At 58.2% G+C, this 19,115-nt stretch carries 21 protein-coding genes; 9 read left to right on the top strand and 12 right to left on the bottom strand.

Going from position 1 to position 19,115, the window contains the following annotated elements; translation table 11 throughout:
• Positions 1 to 294: 294 nt before the first annotated feature.
• Complete coding sequence (gene fadD1, locus C4J90_RS20385) at positions 295 to 1,986, top strand: long-chain-fatty-acid--CoA ligase FadD1 (RefSeq protein ID WP_124420682.1); 1,692 nt, start codon at positions 295 to 297, stop codon at positions 1,984 to 1,986.
• A 115-nt stretch (positions 1,987 to 2,101) separates the two neighbouring features.
• Here fadD1 and C4J90_RS20380 read toward each other — a convergent pair whose 3' ends face one another.
• The gene (locus tag C4J90_RS20380; protein ID WP_124415441.1) at positions 2,102 to 2,479 is read right to left on the bottom strand and encodes a hypothetical protein; all 378 of its coding nucleotides are present in this window, start codon (positions 2,477 to 2,479) and stop codon (positions 2,102 to 2,104) included.
• Positions 2,480 to 2,680: 201 nt separating this feature from the next.
• Here C4J90_RS20380 and C4J90_RS20375 point away from each other — a divergent pair, with 201 nt between their 5' ends.
• The 3 genes from C4J90_RS20375 (at position 2,681) to def (ending at position 4,539) form a co-directional block, all read left to right on the top strand.
• Positions 2,681 to 2,866 (top strand): CsbD family protein, encoded by a 186-nt coding sequence (locus tag C4J90_RS20375; RefSeq protein WP_124420681.1) that lies wholly within the window; start codon positions 2,681 to 2,683, stop codon positions 2,864 to 2,866.
• 180 nt (positions 2,867 to 3,046) lie between these two features.
• Positions 3,047 to 4,003, top strand: a complete 957-nt coding sequence (locus C4J90_RS20370) for a YihY/virulence factor BrkB family protein (RefSeq protein ID WP_124364107.1) — start codon at positions 3,047 to 3,049, stop codon at positions 4,001 to 4,003.
• Positions 4,000 to 4,539, top strand: coding sequence for a peptide deformylase (gene def / locus C4J90_RS20365; protein ID WP_124408002.1), 540 nt, complete (start codon positions 4,000 to 4,002; stop codon positions 4,537 to 4,539). Before C4J90_RS20370 ends, def begins: the two co-directional genes overlap by 4 nt.
• Before the next feature lie 172 nt (positions 4,540 to 4,711).
• Here def and C4J90_RS20360 read toward each other — a convergent pair whose 3' ends face one another.
• Positions 4,712 to 5,110: a GNAT family N-acetyltransferase gene (locus C4J90_RS20360; protein ID WP_124420680.1), complete on the bottom strand. Its 399-nt coding sequence runs from the start codon at positions 5,108 to 5,110 to the stop codon at positions 4,712 to 4,714.
• A 206-nt stretch (positions 5,111 to 5,316) separates the two neighbouring features.
• Between C4J90_RS20360 and C4J90_RS20355 the strand changes: the two genes are divergently transcribed.
• Complete coding sequence (locus tag C4J90_RS20355) at positions 5,317 to 6,243, top strand: aliphatic sulfonate ABC transporter substrate-binding protein (protein WP_124420679.1); 927 nt, start codon at positions 5,317 to 5,319, stop codon at positions 6,241 to 6,243.
• Between the two features lie 36 nt (positions 6,244 to 6,279).
• Here C4J90_RS20355 and C4J90_RS20350 read toward each other — a convergent pair whose 3' ends face one another.
• From C4J90_RS20350 to C4J90_RS20315, 8 genes are all read right to left on the bottom strand, one after another.
• On the bottom strand, positions 6,280 to 6,750 hold the full coding sequence (locus C4J90_RS20350) for a hypothetical protein (protein ID WP_124420678.1): 471 nt from the start codon (positions 6,748 to 6,750) through the stop codon (positions 6,280 to 6,282).
• A gap of 134 nt (positions 6,751 to 6,884) precedes the next feature.
• Positions 6,885 to 8,294 (bottom strand): MFS transporter, encoded by a 1,410-nt coding sequence (locus C4J90_RS20345; RefSeq protein WP_124420677.1) that lies wholly within the window; start codon positions 8,292 to 8,294, stop codon positions 6,885 to 6,887.
• Positions 8,295 to 8,306: 12 nt separating this feature from the next.
• Positions 8,307 to 9,044, bottom strand: a complete 738-nt coding sequence (locus tag C4J90_RS20340) for an NAD(P)-dependent oxidoreductase (protein ID WP_124420676.1) — start codon at positions 9,042 to 9,044, stop codon at positions 8,307 to 8,309.
• Positions 9,045 to 9,057: 13 nt separating this feature from the next.
• Complete coding sequence (locus C4J90_RS20335) at positions 9,058 to 9,693, bottom strand: glutathione S-transferase family protein (RefSeq protein ID WP_124364099.1); 636 nt, start codon at positions 9,691 to 9,693, stop codon at positions 9,058 to 9,060.
• Positions 9,694 to 9,957: 264 nt separating this feature from the next.
• Positions 9,958 to 10,386 carry a hypothetical protein gene (locus C4J90_RS20330; protein WP_124420675.1) on the bottom strand — a complete coding sequence of 143 codons (429 nt, stop codon included), beginning with the start codon at positions 10,384 to 10,386 and terminating at the stop codon, positions 9,958 to 9,960.
• Positions 10,387 to 10,551: 165 nt separating this feature from the next.
• Entirely contained in the window at positions 10,552 to 10,791 is a 240-nt protein-coding gene (locus C4J90_RS20325; RefSeq protein ID WP_124420674.1) for a DUF6124 family protein, read from the bottom strand.
• 220 nt (positions 10,792 to 11,011) lie between these two features.
• Complete coding sequence (locus C4J90_RS20320; protein ID WP_124420673.1) at positions 11,012 to 11,389, bottom strand: hypothetical protein; 378 nt, start codon at positions 11,387 to 11,389, stop codon at positions 11,012 to 11,014.
• A gap of 176 nt (positions 11,390 to 11,565) precedes the next feature.
• Positions 11,566 to 11,928, bottom strand: a complete 363-nt coding sequence (locus C4J90_RS20315) for a hypothetical protein (RefSeq protein ID WP_124420672.1) — start codon at positions 11,926 to 11,928, stop codon at positions 11,566 to 11,568.
• Positions 11,929 to 12,360: 432 nt separating this feature from the next.
• Between C4J90_RS20315 and C4J90_RS20310 the strand changes: the two genes are divergently transcribed.
• A complete protein-coding gene (locus C4J90_RS20310) occupies positions 12,361 to 13,506 on the top strand; it encodes a hypothetical protein (protein WP_124371642.1) in 1,146 nt (381 codons plus the stop codon).
• 10 nt (positions 13,507 to 13,516) lie between these two features.
• Here C4J90_RS20310 and C4J90_RS20305 read toward each other — a convergent pair whose 3' ends face one another.
• Positions 13,517 to 14,548 carry a LacI family DNA-binding transcriptional regulator gene (locus C4J90_RS20305; protein ID WP_164488040.1) on the bottom strand — a complete coding sequence of 344 codons (1,032 nt, stop codon included), beginning with the start codon at positions 14,546 to 14,548 and terminating at the stop codon, positions 13,517 to 13,519.
• Positions 14,549 to 14,760: 212 nt separating this feature from the next.
• On the opposite strand from C4J90_RS20305, the gene C4J90_RS20300 reads away from it, so the two are divergent.
• Together C4J90_RS20300 and C4J90_RS20295 are read left to right on the top strand one after the other, a co-directional pair.
• Positions 14,761 to 15,294, top strand: a complete 534-nt coding sequence (locus tag C4J90_RS20300; protein ID WP_124415434.1) for a gluconokinase — start codon at positions 14,761 to 14,763, stop codon at positions 15,292 to 15,294.
• 83 nt (positions 15,295 to 15,377) lie between these two features.
• The gene (locus C4J90_RS20295; protein WP_124368091.1) at positions 15,378 to 16,730 is read left to right on the top strand and encodes a GntP family permease; all 1,353 of its coding nucleotides are present in this window, start codon (positions 15,378 to 15,380) and stop codon (positions 16,728 to 16,730) included.
• 483 nt (positions 16,731 to 17,213) lie between these two features.
• Here the strand turns inward: C4J90_RS20295 and alaC are convergent, their stop codons facing one another.
• Positions 17,214 to 18,431, bottom strand: a complete 1,218-nt coding sequence (gene alaC, locus C4J90_RS20290; protein WP_124364091.1) for an alanine transaminase — start codon at positions 18,429 to 18,431, stop codon at positions 17,214 to 17,216.
• A gap of 194 nt (positions 18,432 to 18,625) precedes the next feature.
• On the opposite strand from alaC, the gene C4J90_RS20285 reads away from it, so the two are divergent.
• Positions 18,626 to 19,108 carry a GyrI-like domain-containing protein gene (locus tag C4J90_RS20285; protein WP_124364090.1) on the top strand — a complete coding sequence of 161 codons (483 nt, stop codon included), beginning with the start codon at positions 18,626 to 18,628 and terminating at the stop codon, positions 19,106 to 19,108.
• Positions 19,109 to 19,115: the final 7 nt, after the last annotated feature.

The raw sequence follows: 19,115 nt of genomic DNA, 5'->3' as shown, positions 1-19,115 counted from the left end.
GGAGCAAGCCCCCTCCCACATTGTTTTGTATTGCCCGCTAAGCCCCATTCCAGAGCCTTTCAGTGGGTTATTTTGCCTGCATTAAAAGTGTGACCAATTATTGTAGGACAGTCGTGTTAGTGACCGTAGGGCCCTCTTTTGGCTCTAGTCGGCCCTTGGCAAAGCTGCTACTCTCGGCGCGCTTTGTGACGTCTAGGCCTGCTTGAAGCGCCAGATTCACCTTAAAAAAACATACACCAATAATAATCGCATCAAATGCGATGATGAATTCGCGTCGCTGAGGAGTGGGCTTCCATGAACGAAGACTTTTGGAAGGATAAGTACCCCGCCGGGATTGCTGCACAAATCAATCCAGACGAGTATCCGAATATTCAGGCGGTACTGAAGCAGTCCTGCCAGCGCTTCGCCAACAAACCGGCTTTCAGCAACCTGGGCAAGACCATCACCTACGGTGAACTGTACGAATTGTCCGGCGCATTCGCTGCCTACCTGCAACAGCACACCGACTTGAAGCCTGGCGACCGAATCGCCGTGCAACTGCCCAATGTCCTGCAATACCCGGTCGCCGTATTCGGCGCCATCCGTGCCGGGCTGATCGTAGTCAACACCAACCCGCTGTACACCGCGCGGGAAATGGAACACCAATTCAATGACTCCGGGGCCAAGGCCCTGGTTTGCCTGGCCAACATGGCGCACCTGGCTGAAAAAGTCGTGCCCAAGACTGCGGTCAAACACGTGATCGTGACCGAAGTGGCCGACCTGCTGTCGCCGTTCAAGCGCCTGTTGATCAACAGCGTGATCAAGTACGTGAAAAAAATGGTCCCGGCCTATCATTTGCCGCAAGCGATCAAGTTCAATGACGTGCTGGCCAAGGGGCAAGGCCAGGCGGTCAGCGATGCCAACCCGGCCAGCGGTGATGTAGCAGTGCTGCAATACACCGGTGGCACCACTGGCGTGGCCAAGGGCGCAATGCTTACCCATCGCAACCTGGTCGCCAACATGCTGCAATGCAAGGCGCTGATGGGCTCCAACCTCAACGAAGGCTGCGAGATCCTGATCACGCCGCTGCCGCTCTACCACATCTATGCGTTTACCTTTCATTGCATGGCGATGATGCTGATCGGCAACCACAACATCCTGATCAGCAATCCCCGCGACCTGCCGGCGATGGTCAAGGAACTCTCGAAGTGGAAGTTCAGCGGCTTTGTCGGCCTCAATACCCTGTTCGTGGCGTTGTGTAATAACGAAGCGTTCCGCAAGCTGGATTTCTCCGCGCTGAAGGTCACCCTGTCCGGCGGCATGGCGCTGCAGTTGGCGGCCGCCGAGCGTTGGAAGGCCGTGACCGGTTGTGGCATCTGCGAAGGGTACGGCATGACCGAAACCAGCCCGGTGGCCACGGTGAACCCGATCCAGCATATCCAGATCGGTACCATTGGCATCCCGGTGCCCTCCACCGTGTGTAAAGTGATCGCCGACGATGGCACCGAGCTGCCGCTGGGCGAAACCGGCGAGCTGTGCGTGAAGGGCCCCCAGGTCATGAAGGGCTACTGGCAGCGCCAGGACGCTACCGACGAGATGCTCGACAGCGAAGGCTGGCTGAAGACCGGTGACATCGCGATCATCCAGCCCGACGGCTACATGCGTATTGTCGATCGCAAGAAAGACATGATCCTGGTCTCGGGTTTCAACGTGTATCCCAACGAACTGGAAGACGTGCTGGCAGGCCTGCCGGGCGTGTTGCAGTGCGCAGCCATCGGCGTGCCGGATGAAAAGTCCGGGGAGCACATCAAGCTGTTCATCGTGGTCAAGCCAGGGGCGACCCTGACCAAGGAACAGGTGATGGAACACATGCGCGCCAACGTCACCGGCTACAAGGTGCCCAAGGCCGTTGAGTTCCGCGATGCGCTGCCGACCACCAATGTGGGCAAGATTCTGCGGCGTGAATTGCGCGATGAAGAACTGAAGAAACTCGGTCTCAAAAAGTAACGCACTTCAAATGTGGGAGGGGGCTTGCTCCCGATAGCGGTGGGCCAGTCACAGATAATGTGACTGACACTTAGCTATCGGGAGCAAGCCCCCTCCCACATTTATGACTGCGTTATTACAGGGCGAACTGCGCAAAGCTGATTCCTGCACCGGCAGGGCGCACATCCTTGAGGAACGAGTCCTTGTCGGCGCTCAGTTCCAAGGTGATTTCCGGCTTGCGCTTGCCGGCATTGCGCACCACCAGCCCTTCGAGGTTCTCACGCAGGAACACCGTTGGCACTTTCAGGTGCAGCAGTTGGTCAGTCTCGGCGTTGTGCATCAACAGGTGGATCCACTCGTACTGGCCCAGGCCAATCCGCGCCACTGGCAAGTCGAACCACCAGATATTGCGTTTGGGGTCCAGGTCGGTGAAATGGCAGTTGTTGACGCCGAGTACGGCACCGCCCAGTTCCTGGTTTCTGCGGGCGATGGCCTGTGCTTTATTGAGTTTCATAACCTTCCTACGGGATCTGTTATTCAGCGTTCGAGCCTGAATCTGCCGGGCATTCTCGTGGGTTGGCCGCAAAACATAAAGGCAAACCTGCCCCTTTCGATGAAATGCGCACTGAAAAATAATTGAAACTCTGTCGCTTGGCTTCGAGTCAACCGCTACGTAGTGACCTAAAACCATTTGATAGTTATCAGGAGTAATACCATGGGCAGCACTTCCGATAAGGTAAAAGGCGTAGCTAATGAAGCCGTCGGTAACGTCAAGCAAGGTGTCGGCAAAGCCACGGATAACGACAAAATGCAGGTTGAAGGCGTGATTCAAGAGAAGAAAGGCGAAGCTCAGCAGGCAGTGGGCAAGACCAAGGACGCAGTGAAAAAAGCGACCGAGTAAGACGGTCCGGCTGGCTCATCCCAGCAGCCCGACGGCCATCTACGGATGGCCGTTTTTGTATCCAAGGCTGCAACTAAAGTTTAGAAATTGTTTCAAAGTCGCCAAATGGGCTACTTTGATGTAGAAAACGGCCCCTGAGTCGCCCGCGACCTCACCCTCTTTGCGGCGAAAGGAGACGCTATGATTTTTCCGGTACTCGATGGTCTCAAGCTGCACAAGGTGCTGGTGCGCACCGTTACGGAATTCGTCGACGACGAGATGCCCACCTACGCCTCGGCGTTGGCCTACCAGATGCTGTTCTCGTTGTTTCCCTTCCTGTTGTTCCTGATTGCCCTGATCGGTTTTCTGCATCTGCCGGATTTCTTCACCTGGCTGCGCCTGCAGTCGGAGCTGGTATTGCCGCCCCAGGCACTGGAGCAGGTCAACCCGGTGATCGACCAGTTGCAGCAATCCAAGGGCGGGCTGCTCTCGGTGGGTATCGTGATCGCCCTGTGGACCGCCTCCGCTGGCGTACGCCTGATGATGAGCGCGATGAACGCGGCCTATGACGTGGTGGAGGGGCGGCCGATCTGGAAGCGTTTCCCGCTGTCGATTTTCTACACCATCGGCATCGCCGGCATGCTGCTCGCCGCCGCCGCGCTGATGGTGCTCGGCCCGCAGGTGATGGAATGGCTGGCGGGGCAGATCGGTATGCAGGAATTTGTTGTCACCCTGTGGACCATCCTGCGCTGGCCGCTGATCGTGATCCTGCTGATGTTTGCCGTGGCCCTCATGTACTACGTGATGCCGGATGTTGAACAGGAGTTTCGCTTTATCACCCCCGGTTCCGTATTGGCGGTGGTGGTGTGGATCGTCGCTTCCCTCGGCTTTGGCTACTACGTTAAAACCTTCGCCGACTACAACGCCATGTACGGCAGCATCGGCGCGATCATCGTGTTGCTCTTGTACTTTTATATTTCCGCCGCCGTGCTGTTGCTTGGCGCGGAGATGAACGCCGTGATCGAACACATGTCCGCCGAAGGCAAGGACCCCGGCGAAAAAGAAATCGACGAACCGGGCCATGCCGGTGAAAAACAACATGTCTCAGGCCTGGGCCGGGACCATTCCAAGCCTCTCACCGTTGAGCCTGATCAATGATCCGTGAAATCCTGAAAATGGGCGATGAACGTCTGCTGCGCATCGCCCCGCCAGTGCCGCCGGAAATGTTCGACAGCCCCGAGCTGTGGCAACTGATCGACGACATGTTCCAGACCATGGAACACGTGGGCGGCGTCGGCCTGGCTGCGCCGCAGATCGGTGTGGACCTGCAATTGGTGATCTTTGGTTTCGAGGCCAGCGAACGCTACCCGGAGGCGCCGCCGGTGCCGCAGACGATCCTGATCAACCCGTTGATCACACCGCTCAGCCCGGTGCTGGAAGAGGGGTATGAGGGCTGCCTGTCCGTCCCCGGCCTGCGCGGCGCTGTGGACCGCTATCAGCAGATCCGCTACGAAGGCTTCGACCCCAAGGGCGAGCCGATCGTACGCTTCGCCGACGGCTTCCATGCACGGGTGGTGCAGCATGAGTGCGATCACCTGATCGGCCGGTTGTACCCGTCGCGGATTACCGACTTCAGCAAGTTCGGGTTTATCGAAGTGATGTTCCCGGAAATGGACCCAACCGCCGACGAATGAGCAGCAGACTGCAACAGGTCCAAATGTGGGAGGGGGCTTGCTCCCTGTAGGAGCGAGCTTGCTCGCGAAAGATGTCAACGATAACGCGTGCTTGCTGAATGAACGCGGTGCCTGTGAGTTTTTCGCGAGCAAGCTCGCTCCTACCCACCGCTATCGGCGCAAGCCATCCAGGTTATCGAAGGCCCATCGCAATCATCGGCTTGTTGCGCTTGTAGCGCACCAGCCGTTCACTGAGCGACTGCGGCAACACGGTGTGCTGGGAAAACCCCATGCGCTGGTACAGCGTTTCAAGGTCTGGGTGGCACAGCAACCACACTGTGCCGTCCACTTCAGCCACTGCCAGGTGGATCAACCGCGCCGCCAGCCCCTGGCCGCGATAAGCCGGGTCAACGAACACGCCGGTCAGCCATTGCCCACCGACCACGGGGGTCAGGCATAACCCGGCAACGATCTGCGTGTCCCTCGCCACCCACAACTGCCCGTCCTTGAGCGCCTTCATCGACGAGTTGTGGCTGCGGTAAAACTTGTTCAGCAGCGGCCATAGCGGCGCTGCCAAGCGTTCGATGTGCATGTTCAAACCAATGAAAGGGCGAGGCGGGCATTGTAGCCTTTGCCGGCAGGGCGCAAACATCGGCCTGCGAGTCCGCATATAAAGTTATAAATAGATGACTTTTTAATATTATTAATGAATAAGAGGGCTTGCTAGGATCGCTGCTTCGAAGCACCCGACATACCGTGCCCAACCGCACCCGCCGTCAAGGTCAAGGAAGCGCTCTTATGCTGAAAATTATTACTGTCGCCGTTCTTTCGCTGGTCGCAGCAAATGCCCTGGCCGCCGATCCAGCCACGCTGCGCATTGGCTATCAGAAAAGCTCGGTGAGCATGGTCCTCGCCCGTGAACACAAGCTGTTCGAAGCCGCGCTGCCCGGCACCCAGGTGCAGTGGATCGAATTTCTCGGTGGCCCGCCGCTGATCGAGGCGCTGAACGCCGGCAGCCTGGACATCGGCAATATCGGCGACATCCCACCCATTTTTGCCCAGGCCGCCGGGATTGAATTGCAGTACATCGCCGTCGAGCCCAATGAGGGCAAAACCGAAGCCGTGCTGGTGCCTCAAGCCAGCCCCATTCAGAGCGTGGCTGAGCTCAAAGGCAAGCGCGTGGCGCTGCTCAAGGGTTCCAGTGCGCACAACCTGTTCCTCAAGAGCCTGCTGCGCGCCGGTTTGCAGTGGAAAGATGTGAACGTGGTGTACCTGTCGCCTTCCGACGGGCGCGCCGCGTTCGAGCAAGGCAAGGTGGACGCCTGGGTGGTGTGGGACCCTTACTACTCGGCCGCCGTGGTCGACGGTGCCGCCCGCGTGTTGGGCACCGGCGAGGGCCTCAATCCGGCCGGCAGCTTCTTCGTGACCAGCAGCGCGTTTGCCCGACAAAATCCCCAGGCCATTGCCACCATCCTGCAAACCCTCGGCAAAGCGCAGCGTCTGTCCCTGGACCAACCCGAAGACAGCATCGCGCTGATGGCCAAGACCCTGGGCCTGCAACCGGCGGTGGTCAAACGCTACTTCGAGCACCGCTCGCCAGAGCCGATCCGGCCGCTGCAGGCGGTCGACATCGCCAATCAGCAACGCACCGCCGATTTGTTTTTCGCCAATGGCTTGATCCCGAAAAAGGTCGATGTGCAGCAGGTTGTCTTCAAAGGTCCATAAGCCGATACGCCGCGAGTTCGCCTTGGTTGGCTTGGCTTAGATCGCGGCGAGGGTTTCTTTTACCGCCTCAGCCTGTGGAGTGGCTGTCTTTGCCGCCACCTGTTGCAGTTGCTGTTCCTTCAGGCGCTCCGCCACTTGCCTGGCAATCGCGTCCTGTTGTTGCTGCGGCAGGGCCTGCACTTGCTCTTCTGTCATCCCCTGCTCCTTGAGCAACTGCTCGCGGATGCGCTCGGCCGGGGATTTGCTCATGTATTCGCTGAGTTCAGCCCGCGCCCCGGAGGTCGTCGCTGTGGCTTGCAACTGCACGCGGGTCTTGGCGAAGGCCTCGTCGATGCGATCGCTCGCCTTGTCCAGGTCCTTCTGGGCGGCCGGCACCGTCACGCTTTGCTGCGCCGTTTGCAGGGCACCGCTGTACAGCGCGCTGGCAGAGGCGTTGGCCGGGTCCATGTCGGAGCGCTTGAGCTGTTGGACGGTCGACGCGGCTTGGGTGTCGTTGTTAACCAGCATGATCGGTCACCTGGGGAAATGTGTCGGTGTGACAGCTGGAGCAATTAGCATGCCGGGCACGACGTGCCCGTTTTTATTGGGGTAGTGGCCGCCGTCGCGGCAAACACTGTCCCGTCGACGGCCAACCCTTGCCGTCAGCGGGCGATATTCTCCAATGGCAGGTTACGTGTTCGCGGCCCAAACCAACTGATGGTGATCATCACAATCAACATGCTGCTCGCGATAAACGCCAGCACGCCCGGTGTGCCCAGGTGTTCGAGGATAAAACCGATCAGCAGGCTGCTGAACACCGTGGACAAGCGGCTGAACGAGTAGCAGAACCCTACCGCCCGCGCACGGATATTGGTGGGGAACAATTCGCTCTGATACGAGTGATAGCTGAAGCTCAGCCAGGCGTTGCAGAAGGTGATCATCACCCCACAGAAGATCAGCCCCACCGCCGTGGTTTGCACGGCGAACAGGCTGCCGAAGATCACCGCGCCCAAGGCCGAGCCGACAATCTGCCACTTGTTCTCAAAACGGTTGGCGACCTTCACGAACAACAGCGGGCCCAGCGGATAGGCGAGCGTGATGATAAACGCGTAGAGCAGACTGTGGGTTACGCTGACGCCCTGGCCCGACAGCAAGGCGGGCAACCAGTTGCCAAAGCCGAAGAAACCGATGGCCTGGAACACGTGGAAGACGATGAGCATCAAGGCGCGACGGCGGTAGGGCGGTTGCCAGATATCGGCGAAACGGCCGCTGCCCTGCACGCTGACAGCCTCGGGTTCCGGCTCATCCAGAGGCTTGCCGTGATCCTTCAGGCAGCGCGCTTCAAGGGTGTCCATGATCGTGCCGGCTTCCTCGAAACGACCTTTCTGCGCCAGCCAGCGCGGTGATTCCGGCAGGCGCTTGCGCAGTTGCCAGATAAACAACGCAAAGACTGCACTGCTGAGCACCACCCAGCGCCAACCGGAAATCCCGAACGGCGCCTGGGGCACCAGCCACCATGACATCAGCGCCACCGCCGGCACCGACAGGAACTGGATGAAAAACGCAAAGGCAAACGCCGAACTGCGCATGCGCTTGGGCACCAGTTCCGACAGATAGGCGTCGATCGTTACCAGTTCAATGCCCAGTCCGATGCCCACCAGAAAGCGCATGCAGATAATGCCCAGGGCGGACGTCTGGATGCCCATCAGCACCGTGGCGACGGTGTACCAGATCAGCGCAAAGGTAAAGATCGCCCGGCGCCCGAAACGATCGGCGATGGGGCTCAGCAGGCTGGCGCCGAGGAACAGGCCGAGGAAGGTGGCCGAGGCGAACGCGGCCTGGTCGGAAAAGCCAAACACACCCTCGCTGCCCGTGTGGAAAACCCCGTCGCTGATCAGGCCTGGGCTGATATAAGCCGTCTGGAACAGGTCATACAGCTCGAAAAAACCGCCGATCGACAGCAATGCCACCAGGCGCCAGATGCTGGCGACGGCGGGCAGGCGGTCGATACGTGCGCTGATGTGGGCGGCGCGGGTCGGGTCGATGCCGTCAGTGGTGGAGCGTGCAGGCATGGGTCAGAACACTCAGTAAGTGATGGGGATTTCAAAGACCTGGAACGCATCATCCACCGGTTGGTAACCCAACACTCGTGTGGTTTCGCTCAGGTCCAGGCGCTTGAAGCGGTTATTGGAAATGCCATGGGCGACCAAATGTTTCACATCGCGGGTGTCCACCGCGCACTGCAGCAGTTGCACCGCATCGCGCGGGCTGAGCCACGCGCTGAGGTCGCGGGCGTTGTTCAGGTCGGCGTGCTGGGGAAACTCAAACGCGCCAATGCGCACGGCGATGGTCGAGAGCGGAGTTTTGGCCGCGTAATAGCCACACAGCGCCTCACCGTAGCATTTGGTCACGCCATACAGGTTGGCGGGCATCACTTGCATGTCGGGGGTGATCTCACGGTCTACCGGATAACCTTCGACAGCTTGCGCGCTGCTGGCATATACCAGGCGCTGCACGCCGGCGGCCACGGCGGCCTCGAACAGGTAGGTGGTGGCGAGGATATTATTGGGCAGCAGCTCCTCGAACGATGCATTGGGGTCTGGGATACCCGAGAGGTGTACAACCACCTCGATGTTTTCGAGCAGGCTGGCGAGGACGGATTTGTCGCTCAGGTCAGCGTGCACAAAGCGGTGTTCGCCGAGCGCGAAATCCGGCTCGACACGGTCGGTCAGGGTGAAGCGGTAGCGGTCTTTCGACGCCTCGAAAAAGGTCTTGCCGATTTTGCCGCAGGCGCCGGTCAGTAATACGTTGAGTCCGTTCATGGTGTGTCCTTGTTTAATTATGGCCGTCGAGCGCGAAGGTCTTGAAGCCTGCATGCTGCCCGCCGAGTCGTTGGTAATACGCCGCGATGGCGGGGTAGGGCGGACGCTCCATGGGCGTCACTTGCCAGCGGTGTACCGAGAGGCCGATCAGGATATCGGCGAGGGTGAATTCATCGCCCGCTACGTAAGCGCCAGTCTTGGCCAACTGTTGTTCCAGAATGCCCATCACGCTGTTCCAGCGTTGCACTGCGGCGGCAATCTGTGTTGCGTCCAGGCCGTCGGGATTGTTACGCACCAGCGCGGTGAACGCATCGCCCCAGGCACGGTTGAGTTCGACCGCTTGCCAGTCGATCCATTGTTCGACGCGCGCCCGTGGCGCGGGCTCGACGGGCAGCAGGTCAGTGCGTTGATAGAGGCCGACCAGGTAGCGGCAGATGGTGTTGGACTCCCACAGCACGCCATGGTCGTCGATCAGCACCGGCACCTGAGCATTGGGGTTCAAGGCGAGAAATTCGGGGGATTGGGTAGGCTTGAAGCCGATGCCCCAGTCTTCACGCACGTAGTCGATACCCAGTTCCTGGCAGGTCCACAGTACTTTTCGTACGTTAATGGAGGAGGCGCGGCCCAAGATTTTCAGTGAGTGTCCCATGGTGCTTCCCTGCGCTCGTGAATGGCAGAGGCAATTTAACAGACGTTTGGTGACGATAGCGAGGGAGTGCCGTCAGCAAGAAAAGGCGAGCAATTGCCCGTTTACGGCAATGTCGCCTTAACATGGGAAGAGGTTCAGCGGGGATGGGCCATTTGTTGCATTTATAATTCAGATATCGTGCAGTCAATGTAGTCATGAATAGCAGTGCTCTTACTCACTGCCCGCCCTTGTCGCATGAAACCGAAGGAATTAAACAACATTATCTCAGGCACCCGGTCCGGTCAGTGTGAAGACGCCGTTCTCGAACGTCACGGGTTGTTGGTCGGGTGTCCTCGTTGACGTGAATGCGAACGTTGCGTCTATCTCAAGCTTTTCAAAATCAACGCTCTTCAGTAAAAATTCCCCTTTCTCGGGATAGTAAATCCATCCAAAACTTTCATGTTCGTGGTAGTAATAACCGTACACGTCTGACTCGGGTTTAAACTCATAAGTGCCTGGCACAATAGTTTTTTTCAGCGAGATAAAAAACATGCGCTCACCTGCTTTTCTATCAAATGCCGTGACGCCATAGTGGGTCGCGGTTGAGTCGAAAAAATCTACGCTATCTGACGTGAATGGAGCAGCTATAAGTGAGACGTTGCAACTCACTACGCCTTGGGCAAGTGACCTTTTCTGTGTTTTTAATGTGTGCATGACGAAGTCCTTTTTAGTAGCGGTTTGTGGAGCACAATGCAGCCAACAACTCACTTATAGGACATCGTCAAACACTTGCCTACTGTCAAGGTTGACAGGTAGGGGGAGGCGTTCGGGTCGCTTTTTCGACGAGCGTACAGAGAGAAAAATTGCCCCCCTTCACAGTTAAGCCAACGGTGTGTGCTGGTCCATGGCCTTGCCCACCAGCAAGACGCTCAGCTCGCTCAATTGGTGGATGGCCAGGGCTACGTCGCGTTGCTTGCCAGTGAGGTCATCGGACAGGTCGAGCAGCAGGGTGCTGACGGAGCACACGGTTTCGTAGCTGTTGATCAGTAGGGTTTCGGTAGAAATATCGGGGAAGACGGTGAAGAGGGTGTTTGGCGGCGTGTCGATTTCTTTGAACATTGCAATGCTCCTGGTTTAGGAGGTCCAAAAATGGGCTACTAAACCCGATCACCGAGGAATTCAGCGACCGGCAAACCTTAAAGACCGCCACCCCGTCACACAAGCCGGCGGATTCTGACGTAACCGTAGGTAATGGAGCAAGGCACTTGGCGTGATGTCAGCCGCTTCCTACAGGCATCCTACGTGCGCGTGATCGTTCCTACGCCCTGCTTGGCACAGATCATGTGACCGCCTTAAGAACAACGACATCCGGGCATAGAAAATCAATGTGATAGCCATTAGTACCATCGCCAATAGCCACATGAACGCCACTGACGCCCTCGTTCATCTGAGAGTTAATGCTGAAATCTATAATGGGTGTAATCGCCTGATTTACGCCTATGGCGAACTCGGTGAGGTGTGCTCCTCTTTTTCCCGCCGCGCGTTTAATCAGGTCGGCATAATCTCGGTTGTCTACCGTGAATGACCTGACCTTATTGCTTTCGACCTTCAGGCTGGCCTGTTTTGAAGCAACTTCACCAATCAGTGTAGTGAGTGAGTTTGTGATGTCAGGAGGCGCGCTTTGCGCTTTTCTCAGAACGGTTAGAATTCCACTCACTCGGAACTCTCCATTGACAGTGAAAGGGCAAGCCGTTTGGGGCTGCATATGAGCAAGGTGGACTTCGAAAAACTCGGCGGCTGAGTGAACGAAGTTATCCTTTAAATCTCCGTCAAGCATTGCATAGGGCACCGCGCTGGATAAAACGTTTACAGTGGATTGGGTTGAAGGTCCTGTCAGGGCAAGGGGGACTTACAGTTAATCAGTTCTAAGGCTTTTCGCTGCTCCTTGAGCGCTTGTGTAATGTCGCTTTTTAGAAAGCACTCTAAGCTATATAGTGCATTGTTGATTGTGTTTTCAAAAACATGTATAGGGAAAAATACACAGCGTTTTTTATCGGTGAGCCTAGCTAGGTCAAATGTCTTTTTTGCAGCGCAGTCACTAAACGAAAACACCAGGCTATTTTGATCCAGTGACTGAGCTTGCATAATATTTTTTGTCGTAAAGTGCTGAAGACTACAGTACTCAAGAAACTGTGGTGAGTCGGAAGTGATCACAAGGTTTCCCTTGTCCAGCACTGTGGTTTTGGGCGCTATCATAGGGTGGGCTCCTACTTGCGAAGGCGCCAAAGCCTAAGCCTTGGCGCTTCAGTGCTTCAATTAAGGCCACGGCAGCGGTGGCCAGGTAAACGCTTCTGAATCAGGCGTTTTTCGATTGAGCTGTTGTTCGTTCGATTGATCTAAGGTTTTCATTTTGCCTCCTATCTTATTGATCCGGTTCTGTTTGTAAGCACCCCGTTGGGCGGGGTGAAAACATTAGCTCTCCAAAGGGGGCAGATTGAAAGTATTGAATGATGGTTTTTATATGTATTTATTTTAAGTCAGAGGTCTTTATGATTTTTTACGAAGTCTGTAAGTAACGTCTGTACGTAGCATCTGAAAATATAGTTTCTCGTGTCTGGCTGTTGCGCTCGTAAAGTTTCAAGGCGTAGTTTTTGTACTTCTGGCTTTTACGGTGCAGGAGATGCAGATATGTATCCAAGCAGAAAAGTTATAAGTGCCGCCGAACTGAAACGAGCCCTGACATTAGAGGATCTAACCGACCTCAACCTCGAGCCGCACGCAGTGCGACTATTGCTTGATCAAATTCTCCAAGGCCTGACCTCACGTCATTGGCCTGACCCTCAGTGGCTGGAAGGGCCGCGTGTGGTTTCGGCCCACGATAACTACGGCCTGCTCGGCTACGACACCCGCGAAATTACCCTGGGCAGTGCCCACACCCGGTGGGTTGATGACATCAGCCTGCTGCGTACTCAAACCACCAGTTTGATTCCGGCAGCGTTACAGCGGGCCAGTGAAAACCGCCAGCCTGGGCAGATGAGGCTGTTGGCGGCGCCCGGCATGACATTTCGACGTGATAGCCGTGATCGCTGGCATTGCGCGGAACCGCATCAAATGGACCTGTGGGTATTGGGCGAGCCGCAGCTTGCTGAGCGGGACCAGCTACTGCGCCTGGTGGGAGACATCCTGGACATTGCGGTGCCCGCCATGGAATGGGTGTTCTCGGACAGCCCCCACCATTACACCGAAGGTGGTATCGAGGTGAACTTGATCCTTGATGGAGAACCGATCGAGGTGTTGGAGTGCGGGTGCATCGCCCGGTCGTTACTTGAACGCTTGAATATCGATCCGCACCACCACGGCGGCTTGGCTTTGGGGATGGGCCTGGATCGTTTGACCATGCTGCGCAAGGGCATTCCGGATATTCGACTCTTGCGTGATACCCATCCCCGCGTCAGGGCGCAAATGTTCGACTTGAAGCCGTGGCAGCCGATTTCTCGATTGCCTTCGATTACCCGAGACATTTCTCTTGCGGTGACGCCGGGGCAAAGCGAAGAAGTTATCACTGAGAAGATGCTGCTCGCCGCAGGTGAGGACGCAGCGTGGGTGGAAGAAATGCAGATCAAGGGGCGCTGGTCTCGAGATGAGTTGCCAGCGCAAGCAATCGCTCGCCTGGGGTTGTTGCCTGGGCAAGAGAACATCCTGCTTCGTATCGTGTTACGCGATTGCTCGCGATCCATCGGTTCGCGGGAGGCCAACGCGCTATACGAGCGTATCCAGGCAGCGTTGCACGAAGGCGCAGAGGGCGGCGGCTACAGGCTCCCTCCGTCCGACTAAGCGCGAGCCTTCACGTACTCTCCCGCACCTGCAACTCAAACCCCATATCCACCACCGGCTTGGCGATCTTGTTACCCGCCATGATCGTCAGCAAGTGCTCCGCCGCACGCCGGCCGATGGCTTCGCGGGGCGTGCTGATGCTGCTCAGGCGCGGCACCATGAAGGAGGATGCGGGCAAGTCGTTAAAGCCCAACACCGCTACGCGCTCCGGGATATTGATGCCGTGGCGCAGGGCTTCGAGCAGGGCGCCCTGGGCCAGGTCGTCGTTGCCGAAGAAAATCGCGTCCACATCCGGATGGGCGGCGAGCAGTTGCAAGAATAGTTCGCCCCCCAGGCCCACGGAGGAGGGGCGCGGTGTCAGCAGCTCCAGCGCCGGGTCGTACAGGCCGGCCTGTTGCAGGGCGCGGCGAAAGCCTTCACCCCGCAGCAGGGTGCGCTGGTCCAACTGCGCGCCGATATAGGCCAGGCGCTTGCGCCCACGGGAGAGCAGATGCGCCGCTGCCGTTTCCCCGGCGGCCAACTGCGAGAAGCCTACGCAGTTCACGCCGGCATTCGGGTCCAGGTCCATCATATATACGCAGGGCACGTTGCTGGCCTCGACCATCCGTCGCGCGCTTTCGGTGCGGTCGAACCCGGTCAGCAGCAGACCTCGAGGCTGGTAGGCCATGTAGTTGCGCAGCAGGTTTTCTTCTTCGTCACGGGAATAGTGGAAGTTACCGATCAGTACTTCAAAACCCTTGGGCCGCAGCACCTGATGAATGGCTTCCAATGTTTCGATAAACAGCAGGTTGGACAAAGACGGCACCAGCACCACTACCGAATGGCTCTGGGCCGACGCCAGCGCACGGGCAGCGGGGTTGACCACGTAGTTGAGTTCGGCGGCGGCTTGCTGGACTTTTTCCACCAGTTCGGCGGCGACGGTGCTGATACCGCGCAGGGCGCGGGAGGCGGTGATCGGGCTGACGCCGGCCAGACGGGCAACTTCATTCAAGGTGGGGCGACCGGTGGTGCGGGTATTTTTATCGTTCTTGGAGGTCATCAGGCGGCTTGCCAAACAAAAATCGAGGCACTAAGGTAGCGCTGTCTCCAAACGGCTGCAAATGCTTGAACGTTGGGTTGCCTGATCCCGTTCAAATGATTGGAGCGGATGCACGCGTCACTCCATAAAAAAAGACAAGACGGCGCGGGAAAAGCCTGTTTTTGCACTAGCCTTACGCTGTGCAAAGGTAGCGCTATCTGCGTCCTGAGGTGTTTATGAGTCAACCTGTTACTGCCCTGGTCATCATGGGTGTTGCCGGCTGTGGCAAAACCAGCGTCAGCGAGGCCCTGTGCCGTCTGAACGGCGCCACCGCCATTGAAGGCGACAGCTTTCACCCCGCCGCGAACATCGAAAAGATGAGCGCCGGCCACCCCCTCAACGACGACGACCGCGCCGGCTGGCTCGACATCCTCTGCGATGAACTGCGCCGTTCGCTCAAGGCCGGGGAGCATCCGGTGCTGACCTGTTCTGCGCTGAAAAGGAAATACCGCGATCACCTGCGCGAAGCCGCGCCGGGCCTGGGCTTTGTGTTCCTGGAGCTGACCCGTGAAGTGGCCGCCGACCGCGTGTCCCATCGCCCGGGCCATTTCATGCCGGCCAGCCTGATCGACAGCCAGTTCGCCACCCTTGAATCGCCCAAGGGCGAGCCGCTGACCCTGGCCCTCAACGCCAGCGAAGACAGCGTCGAGGAGCTGGCCGAGCAGACCAACGCCTGGTGGCTCAAGCACGGCTTTGAACCTAATCACTAATTTTTTGCCGGAAAGATAGCGCTATCCCCGGCAGGAAGTTCAACACCCGCTTTAATAACAACAACAAACAGGAGAGACCCCCCATGTTTGGCATGTCCCACGAGTCATACCTGCTGCTAGACGCAGTAGTCACTATCATCGGGTTGATCGTTCTGATCACCAAGTTCAAGGTGCACCCGTTCATTGCACTGATCATCGCGGCCGGTTTCCTCGGCCTGACCTCGGGCATGCCCGTGGACAAGATCATCAAGGCGTTCCAGGACGGTTTCGGCGGGGTGCTCGGCTTTGTCGGCATCATCCTCGCGCTGGGTACCATGCTCGGCAAGATGATGGCCGAGTCCGGCGGCGCCGATCAGATCGCCCAGACGTTGATCCGCGCTTTTGGCAAGGACAAGGTCCAGTGGGCCATGATGTTCGCCGCGTTCCTGGTGGGCATCCCACTGTTCTTCGAGATTGGCTTTGTGCTGCTGATCCCGCTGGTGTTTATCGTTGCGCGCCGCACCGGTGTGTCGCTGATCAAAATCGGTATTCCGCTGCTCGCCGGCCTGTCGGCGGTGCACGGCCTGGTGCCGCCGCACCCGGGCCCGCTGCTGGCCATCGGCGTGTTTGGCGCGGATATCGGCAAGACCATCCTGTATGGCCTGATCGTCGCACTGCCCACCGCCATTATCGCCGGCCCGATCTTCGGTACGTTCATCGCCAAGTACATTCCGGGCAATCCGTCCCAGGAACTGGTGGATCAACTGGCCCGCGAGACCGATAACAAATCGCTGCCAAGCTTCGGCATCACCCTGGTCACCGTGCTGCTGCCGGTGTTTTTGATGCTGCTCAAAACCTTCGCCGACATCGCGTTTGCCGAAGGCAACGTAGTGCGCAACTGGATGGACATGATCGGTCACCCGATCACCGCCCTGTTGCTGGCGTTGCTGCTCTCGCTGTACACCTTCGGCCATCGCCAGGGCATCCATTCCAAGCAGATCCTCAAACTGCTCGACGCCAGCCTTGCGCCGACCGCCGCGATCATCCTGATCATCGGCGCCGGTGGCGGCTTCAAGCAGATGCTGGTGACCAGCGGCGTGGGCGACGTGATCGGCCACATGGCGGTGAACGCGCAGATCAACCCGATCCTGCTGGCGTGGCTGGTGGCGGCGGTGATTCGTGTGGCAACCGGTTCGGCCACCGTGGCGACCATTACCGGCGCGGGCATCGTAGTGCCGGTGGTGGGCATGATCCCAGGGGTTAACCGCGAGCTGCTGGTGTTGGCGACGGGGGCGGGGTCGTTGATCCTGTCGCACGTCAACGACGCGGGGTTCTGGCTGGTGAAGCAGTACTTCAACATGACCGTGGCCGAGACATTCAAGACCTGGACGGCGATGGAGACCATTCTGTCCGTGGTGGCACTGATCTTCATCATGCTGCTGTCGTTGGTGGTGTAAGCAACACCACTCAACCAATGTGGGAGGGGGCTTGCCCCCGATAGCTGGGTGTCAGTCACTGCATGTGGTGACTGATTCACCGCCATCGGGAGCAAGCCCCCTCCCACAATTTTGACCGAGTCGGGCGCTGATCTTCGTCATGTTGCTGTCGTTGCTGGTGTAAGCCACACCACCACAGCAGATATGGGAACCCAATCCAATGTGGGAGGGGGCTTGCCCCCGATGGCAGGGTGTCAGCCACTGTATGTGGTGACTGATCCACCGCCATCGGGGGCAAGCCCCCTCCCACAATTTTGACCGAGTCGGGCGCTGATCTTCGGCATGTTGCTGTCGTTGGCGGTCTAAGCCACACCCCGCAACAAAAGCTGGAAACCCAATCCAATGTGGGAGGGGGCTTGCCCCCGATAGCAGGGTGTCAGCCACTGCATGTGGTGACTGATTCACCGTCATCGGGGGCAAGCCCCCTCCCACTTTTTGACCGAGTCAGACGCCGGGTTTTGCTACCAGCCCGTCCGCCCGGAACATCCCGCGAATCCCCCGCACCGCCTGGCGAATCCGGTCCTGGTTCTCGATCAGCGCGAAGCGCACGTGATCGTCACCATACTCACCAAAGCCAATCCCCGGCGATACACACACCTTCGCCTCCAGCAGCAGTTTCTTGGCAAACTCCAGCGAGCCCATGGCGGCATACTGCTCGGGAATCTTGGCCCAGACATACATCGACGCCTTCGGATTTTCCACCATCCAGCCCAGCTCATGCAGACCCTTTACCAGCACGTTACGGCGCTGACGATACTGCTCGGCAATGTCTTTCACACACTGCTGATCGCCTTCCAGCGCCGCAATCGCGGCCACTTGCAGCGGCGTGAAGGTGCCGTAGTCGTGGTAGCTCTTGATCCGCGCCAGGGCGTTGACCAGTTCCGGGTTGCCCACCATGAAGCCGATACGCCAGCCGGCCATGTTGTAGCTCTTGGACAGGGTGAAAAACTCCACCGCGATGTCCTTGGCGCCGGGCACCTGCATGATCGACGGGGCTTTCCAGCCGTCGTAGACGATGTCGGCGTAGGCCAGGTCATGCACCACCAACACGTCGTATTGCTTGGCCAGGGCGATCACGCGTTCGAAGAAATCCAGCTCCACGCACTGCGCGGTGGGGTTGGACGGGAAGCCGAGGATCATCATTTTCGGCTTGGGGATCGAGCCGCGAATCGCCCGCTCAAGCTCGGCGAAGAAGTCCACGCCGGGCACCAGCGGCACCGAGCGCACTTGGGCGCCGGCAATCACGGCGCCGTAGATGTGAATCGGGTAGCTGGGGTTGGGCACCAGCACGGTATCGCCCTGGTCCAGGGTGGCCAGCATCAAGTGCGCCAGGCCTTCTTTGGAACCGATGGTGACAATGGCTTCCGACTCGGGGTCGATGTCCACCTCATAACGATCTTTGTACCAACGCGAAATCGCCCGGCGCAGGCGCGGAATGCCTTTGGACGTGGAGTAGCCGTGGGTGTCTTCACGCTGGGCGACGGTGACCATTTTCTCCACGATGTGCGGGGGCGTGGCGCCGTCGGGGTTACCCATGCTCAAGTCGATGATGTCTTCGCCGCGCCGACGCGCAGCCATCTTCAGCTCGGCAGTGATATTGAACACGTAGGGGGGGAGTCGATCTATGCGCGCAAAGCGGCGCGGCGAACCTTGGTCTGCCATTGTTGCCTCGAGGTACGTAAGCGCCCGGAACCGTCCGAGCGACGTCGGCCACTGCGGTGGCCTGCGGGCAGACAATACGGTCGATGATGGCCAGTTGTCCAGATGCGTAGGAAAAATTTCCACATGGAGCGCGACGCGGATATGCCCCTATACTCGATGCGGGTTTGTTCCCTCATAAGAAGGAGACTGTTCGTATGGATCAGCAGACAAAACAACCGCTGGAGCCACGCATGGAAGCCGGCAAGGCCATGGTGATCGCCGGCGTTCAGGGGCGCTATTCGAAGGCTACCGTGGGCGATATCCCCAATCTGTGGGAGTTGTTCGACACGTGCATCAAGGACATCAAAAAGCGCGTCGGCGGCGTGACGTATGGTGTTTGCCATAACCCCAAGCACGGCGAATTCGACTACATGGCCGGTGTTGAAGTCCCGACCAAGGGCGATGTGCCGAGCAATTTCCAGTTCATCGAAATTGCGCCGCTCAATTACGCCGTGTTCACGCATTACGGGCCTGTGCGGGCGCTGGAACAGACGTACGAGCGCATCATGTTCGAATGGCTGCCGCATTCGGGCTACAAGGTGATGGGCGCGGATTTCGAGCGTTATAGCGCGGACTTTGACGGGAAAAAGGGCACCGGAACGGTGGAAATCTGGCTGCCGGTTGGACAGAAAGCCTGAGAGCCAA

Origin of the sequence: Pseudomonas sp. R2-60-08W, from assembly GCF_003852335.1 — a bacterium.
GTDB lineage: Bacteria > Pseudomonadota > Gammaproteobacteria > Pseudomonadales > Pseudomonadaceae > Aquipseudomonas.
Note: the sequence above shows the minus strand (reverse complement) of the source record. Positions and strands in the feature narration are given on the sequence as shown.

Coding starts and splice junctions, on each gene's coding strand:
- C4J90_RS20285 (WP_124364090.1), top strand. CDS start 18,626: ATGGATCAGCAGACAAAACAACCGCTGGAGCCACGCATGGAAGCCGGC.
- C4J90_RS20330 (WP_124420675.1), bottom strand. CDS start 10,386: ATGCACACATTAAAAACACAGAAAAGGTCACTTGCCCAAGGCGTAGTG.
- C4J90_RS20325 (WP_124420674.1), bottom strand. CDS start 10,791: ATGTTCAAAGAAATCGACACGCCGCCAAACACCCTCTTCACCGTCTTC.
- C4J90_RS20375 (WP_124420681.1), top strand. CDS start 2,681: ATGGGCAGCACTTCCGATAAGGTAAAAGGCGTAGCTAATGAAGCCGTC.
- alaC (WP_124364091.1), bottom strand. CDS start 18,431: ATGGCAGACCAAGGTTCGCCGCGCCGCTTTGCGCGCATAGATCGACTC.
- C4J90_RS20340 (WP_124420676.1), bottom strand. CDS start 9,044: ATGAACGGACTCAACGTATTACTGACCGGCGCCTGCGGCAAAATCGGC.
- C4J90_RS20350 (WP_124420678.1), bottom strand. CDS start 6,750: ATGCTGGTTAACAACGACACCCAAGCCGCGTCGACCGTCCAACAGCTC.
- C4J90_RS20380 (WP_124415441.1), bottom strand. CDS start 2,479: ATGAAACTCAATAAAGCACAGGCCATCGCCCGCAGAAACCAGGAACTG.
- fadD1 (WP_124420682.1), top strand. CDS start 295: ATGAACGAAGACTTTTGGAAGGATAAGTACCCCGCCGGGATTGCTGCA.
- C4J90_RS20345 (WP_124420677.1), bottom strand. CDS start 8,294: ATGCCTGCACGCTCCACCACTGACGGCATCGACCCGACCCGCGCCGCC.
- C4J90_RS20360 (WP_124420680.1), bottom strand. CDS start 5,110: ATGCACATCGAACGCTTGGCAGCGCCGCTATGGCCGCTGCTGAACAAG.
- C4J90_RS20295 (WP_124368091.1), top strand. CDS start 15,378: ATGTTTGGCATGTCCCACGAGTCATACCTGCTGCTAGACGCAGTAGTC.
- C4J90_RS20370 (WP_124364107.1), top strand. CDS start 3,047: ATGATTTTTCCGGTACTCGATGGTCTCAAGCTGCACAAGGTGCTGGTG.
- C4J90_RS20335 (WP_124364099.1), bottom strand. CDS start 9,693: ATGGGACACTCACTGAAAATCTTGGGCCGCGCCTCCTCCATTAACGTA.
- C4J90_RS20300 (WP_124415434.1), top strand. CDS start 14,761: ATGAGTCAACCTGTTACTGCCCTGGTCATCATGGGTGTTGCCGGCTGT.
- C4J90_RS20355 (WP_124420679.1), top strand. CDS start 5,317: ATGCTGAAAATTATTACTGTCGCCGTTCTTTCGCTGGTCGCAGCAAAT.
- C4J90_RS20315 (WP_124420672.1), bottom strand. CDS start 11,928: ATGATAGCGCCCAAAACCACAGTGCTGGACAAGGGAAACCTTGTGATC.
- C4J90_RS20310 (WP_124371642.1), top strand. CDS start 12,361: ATGTATCCAAGCAGAAAAGTTATAAGTGCCGCCGAACTGAAACGAGCC.
- def (WP_124408002.1), top strand. CDS start 4,000: ATGATCCGTGAAATCCTGAAAATGGGCGATGAACGTCTGCTGCGCATC.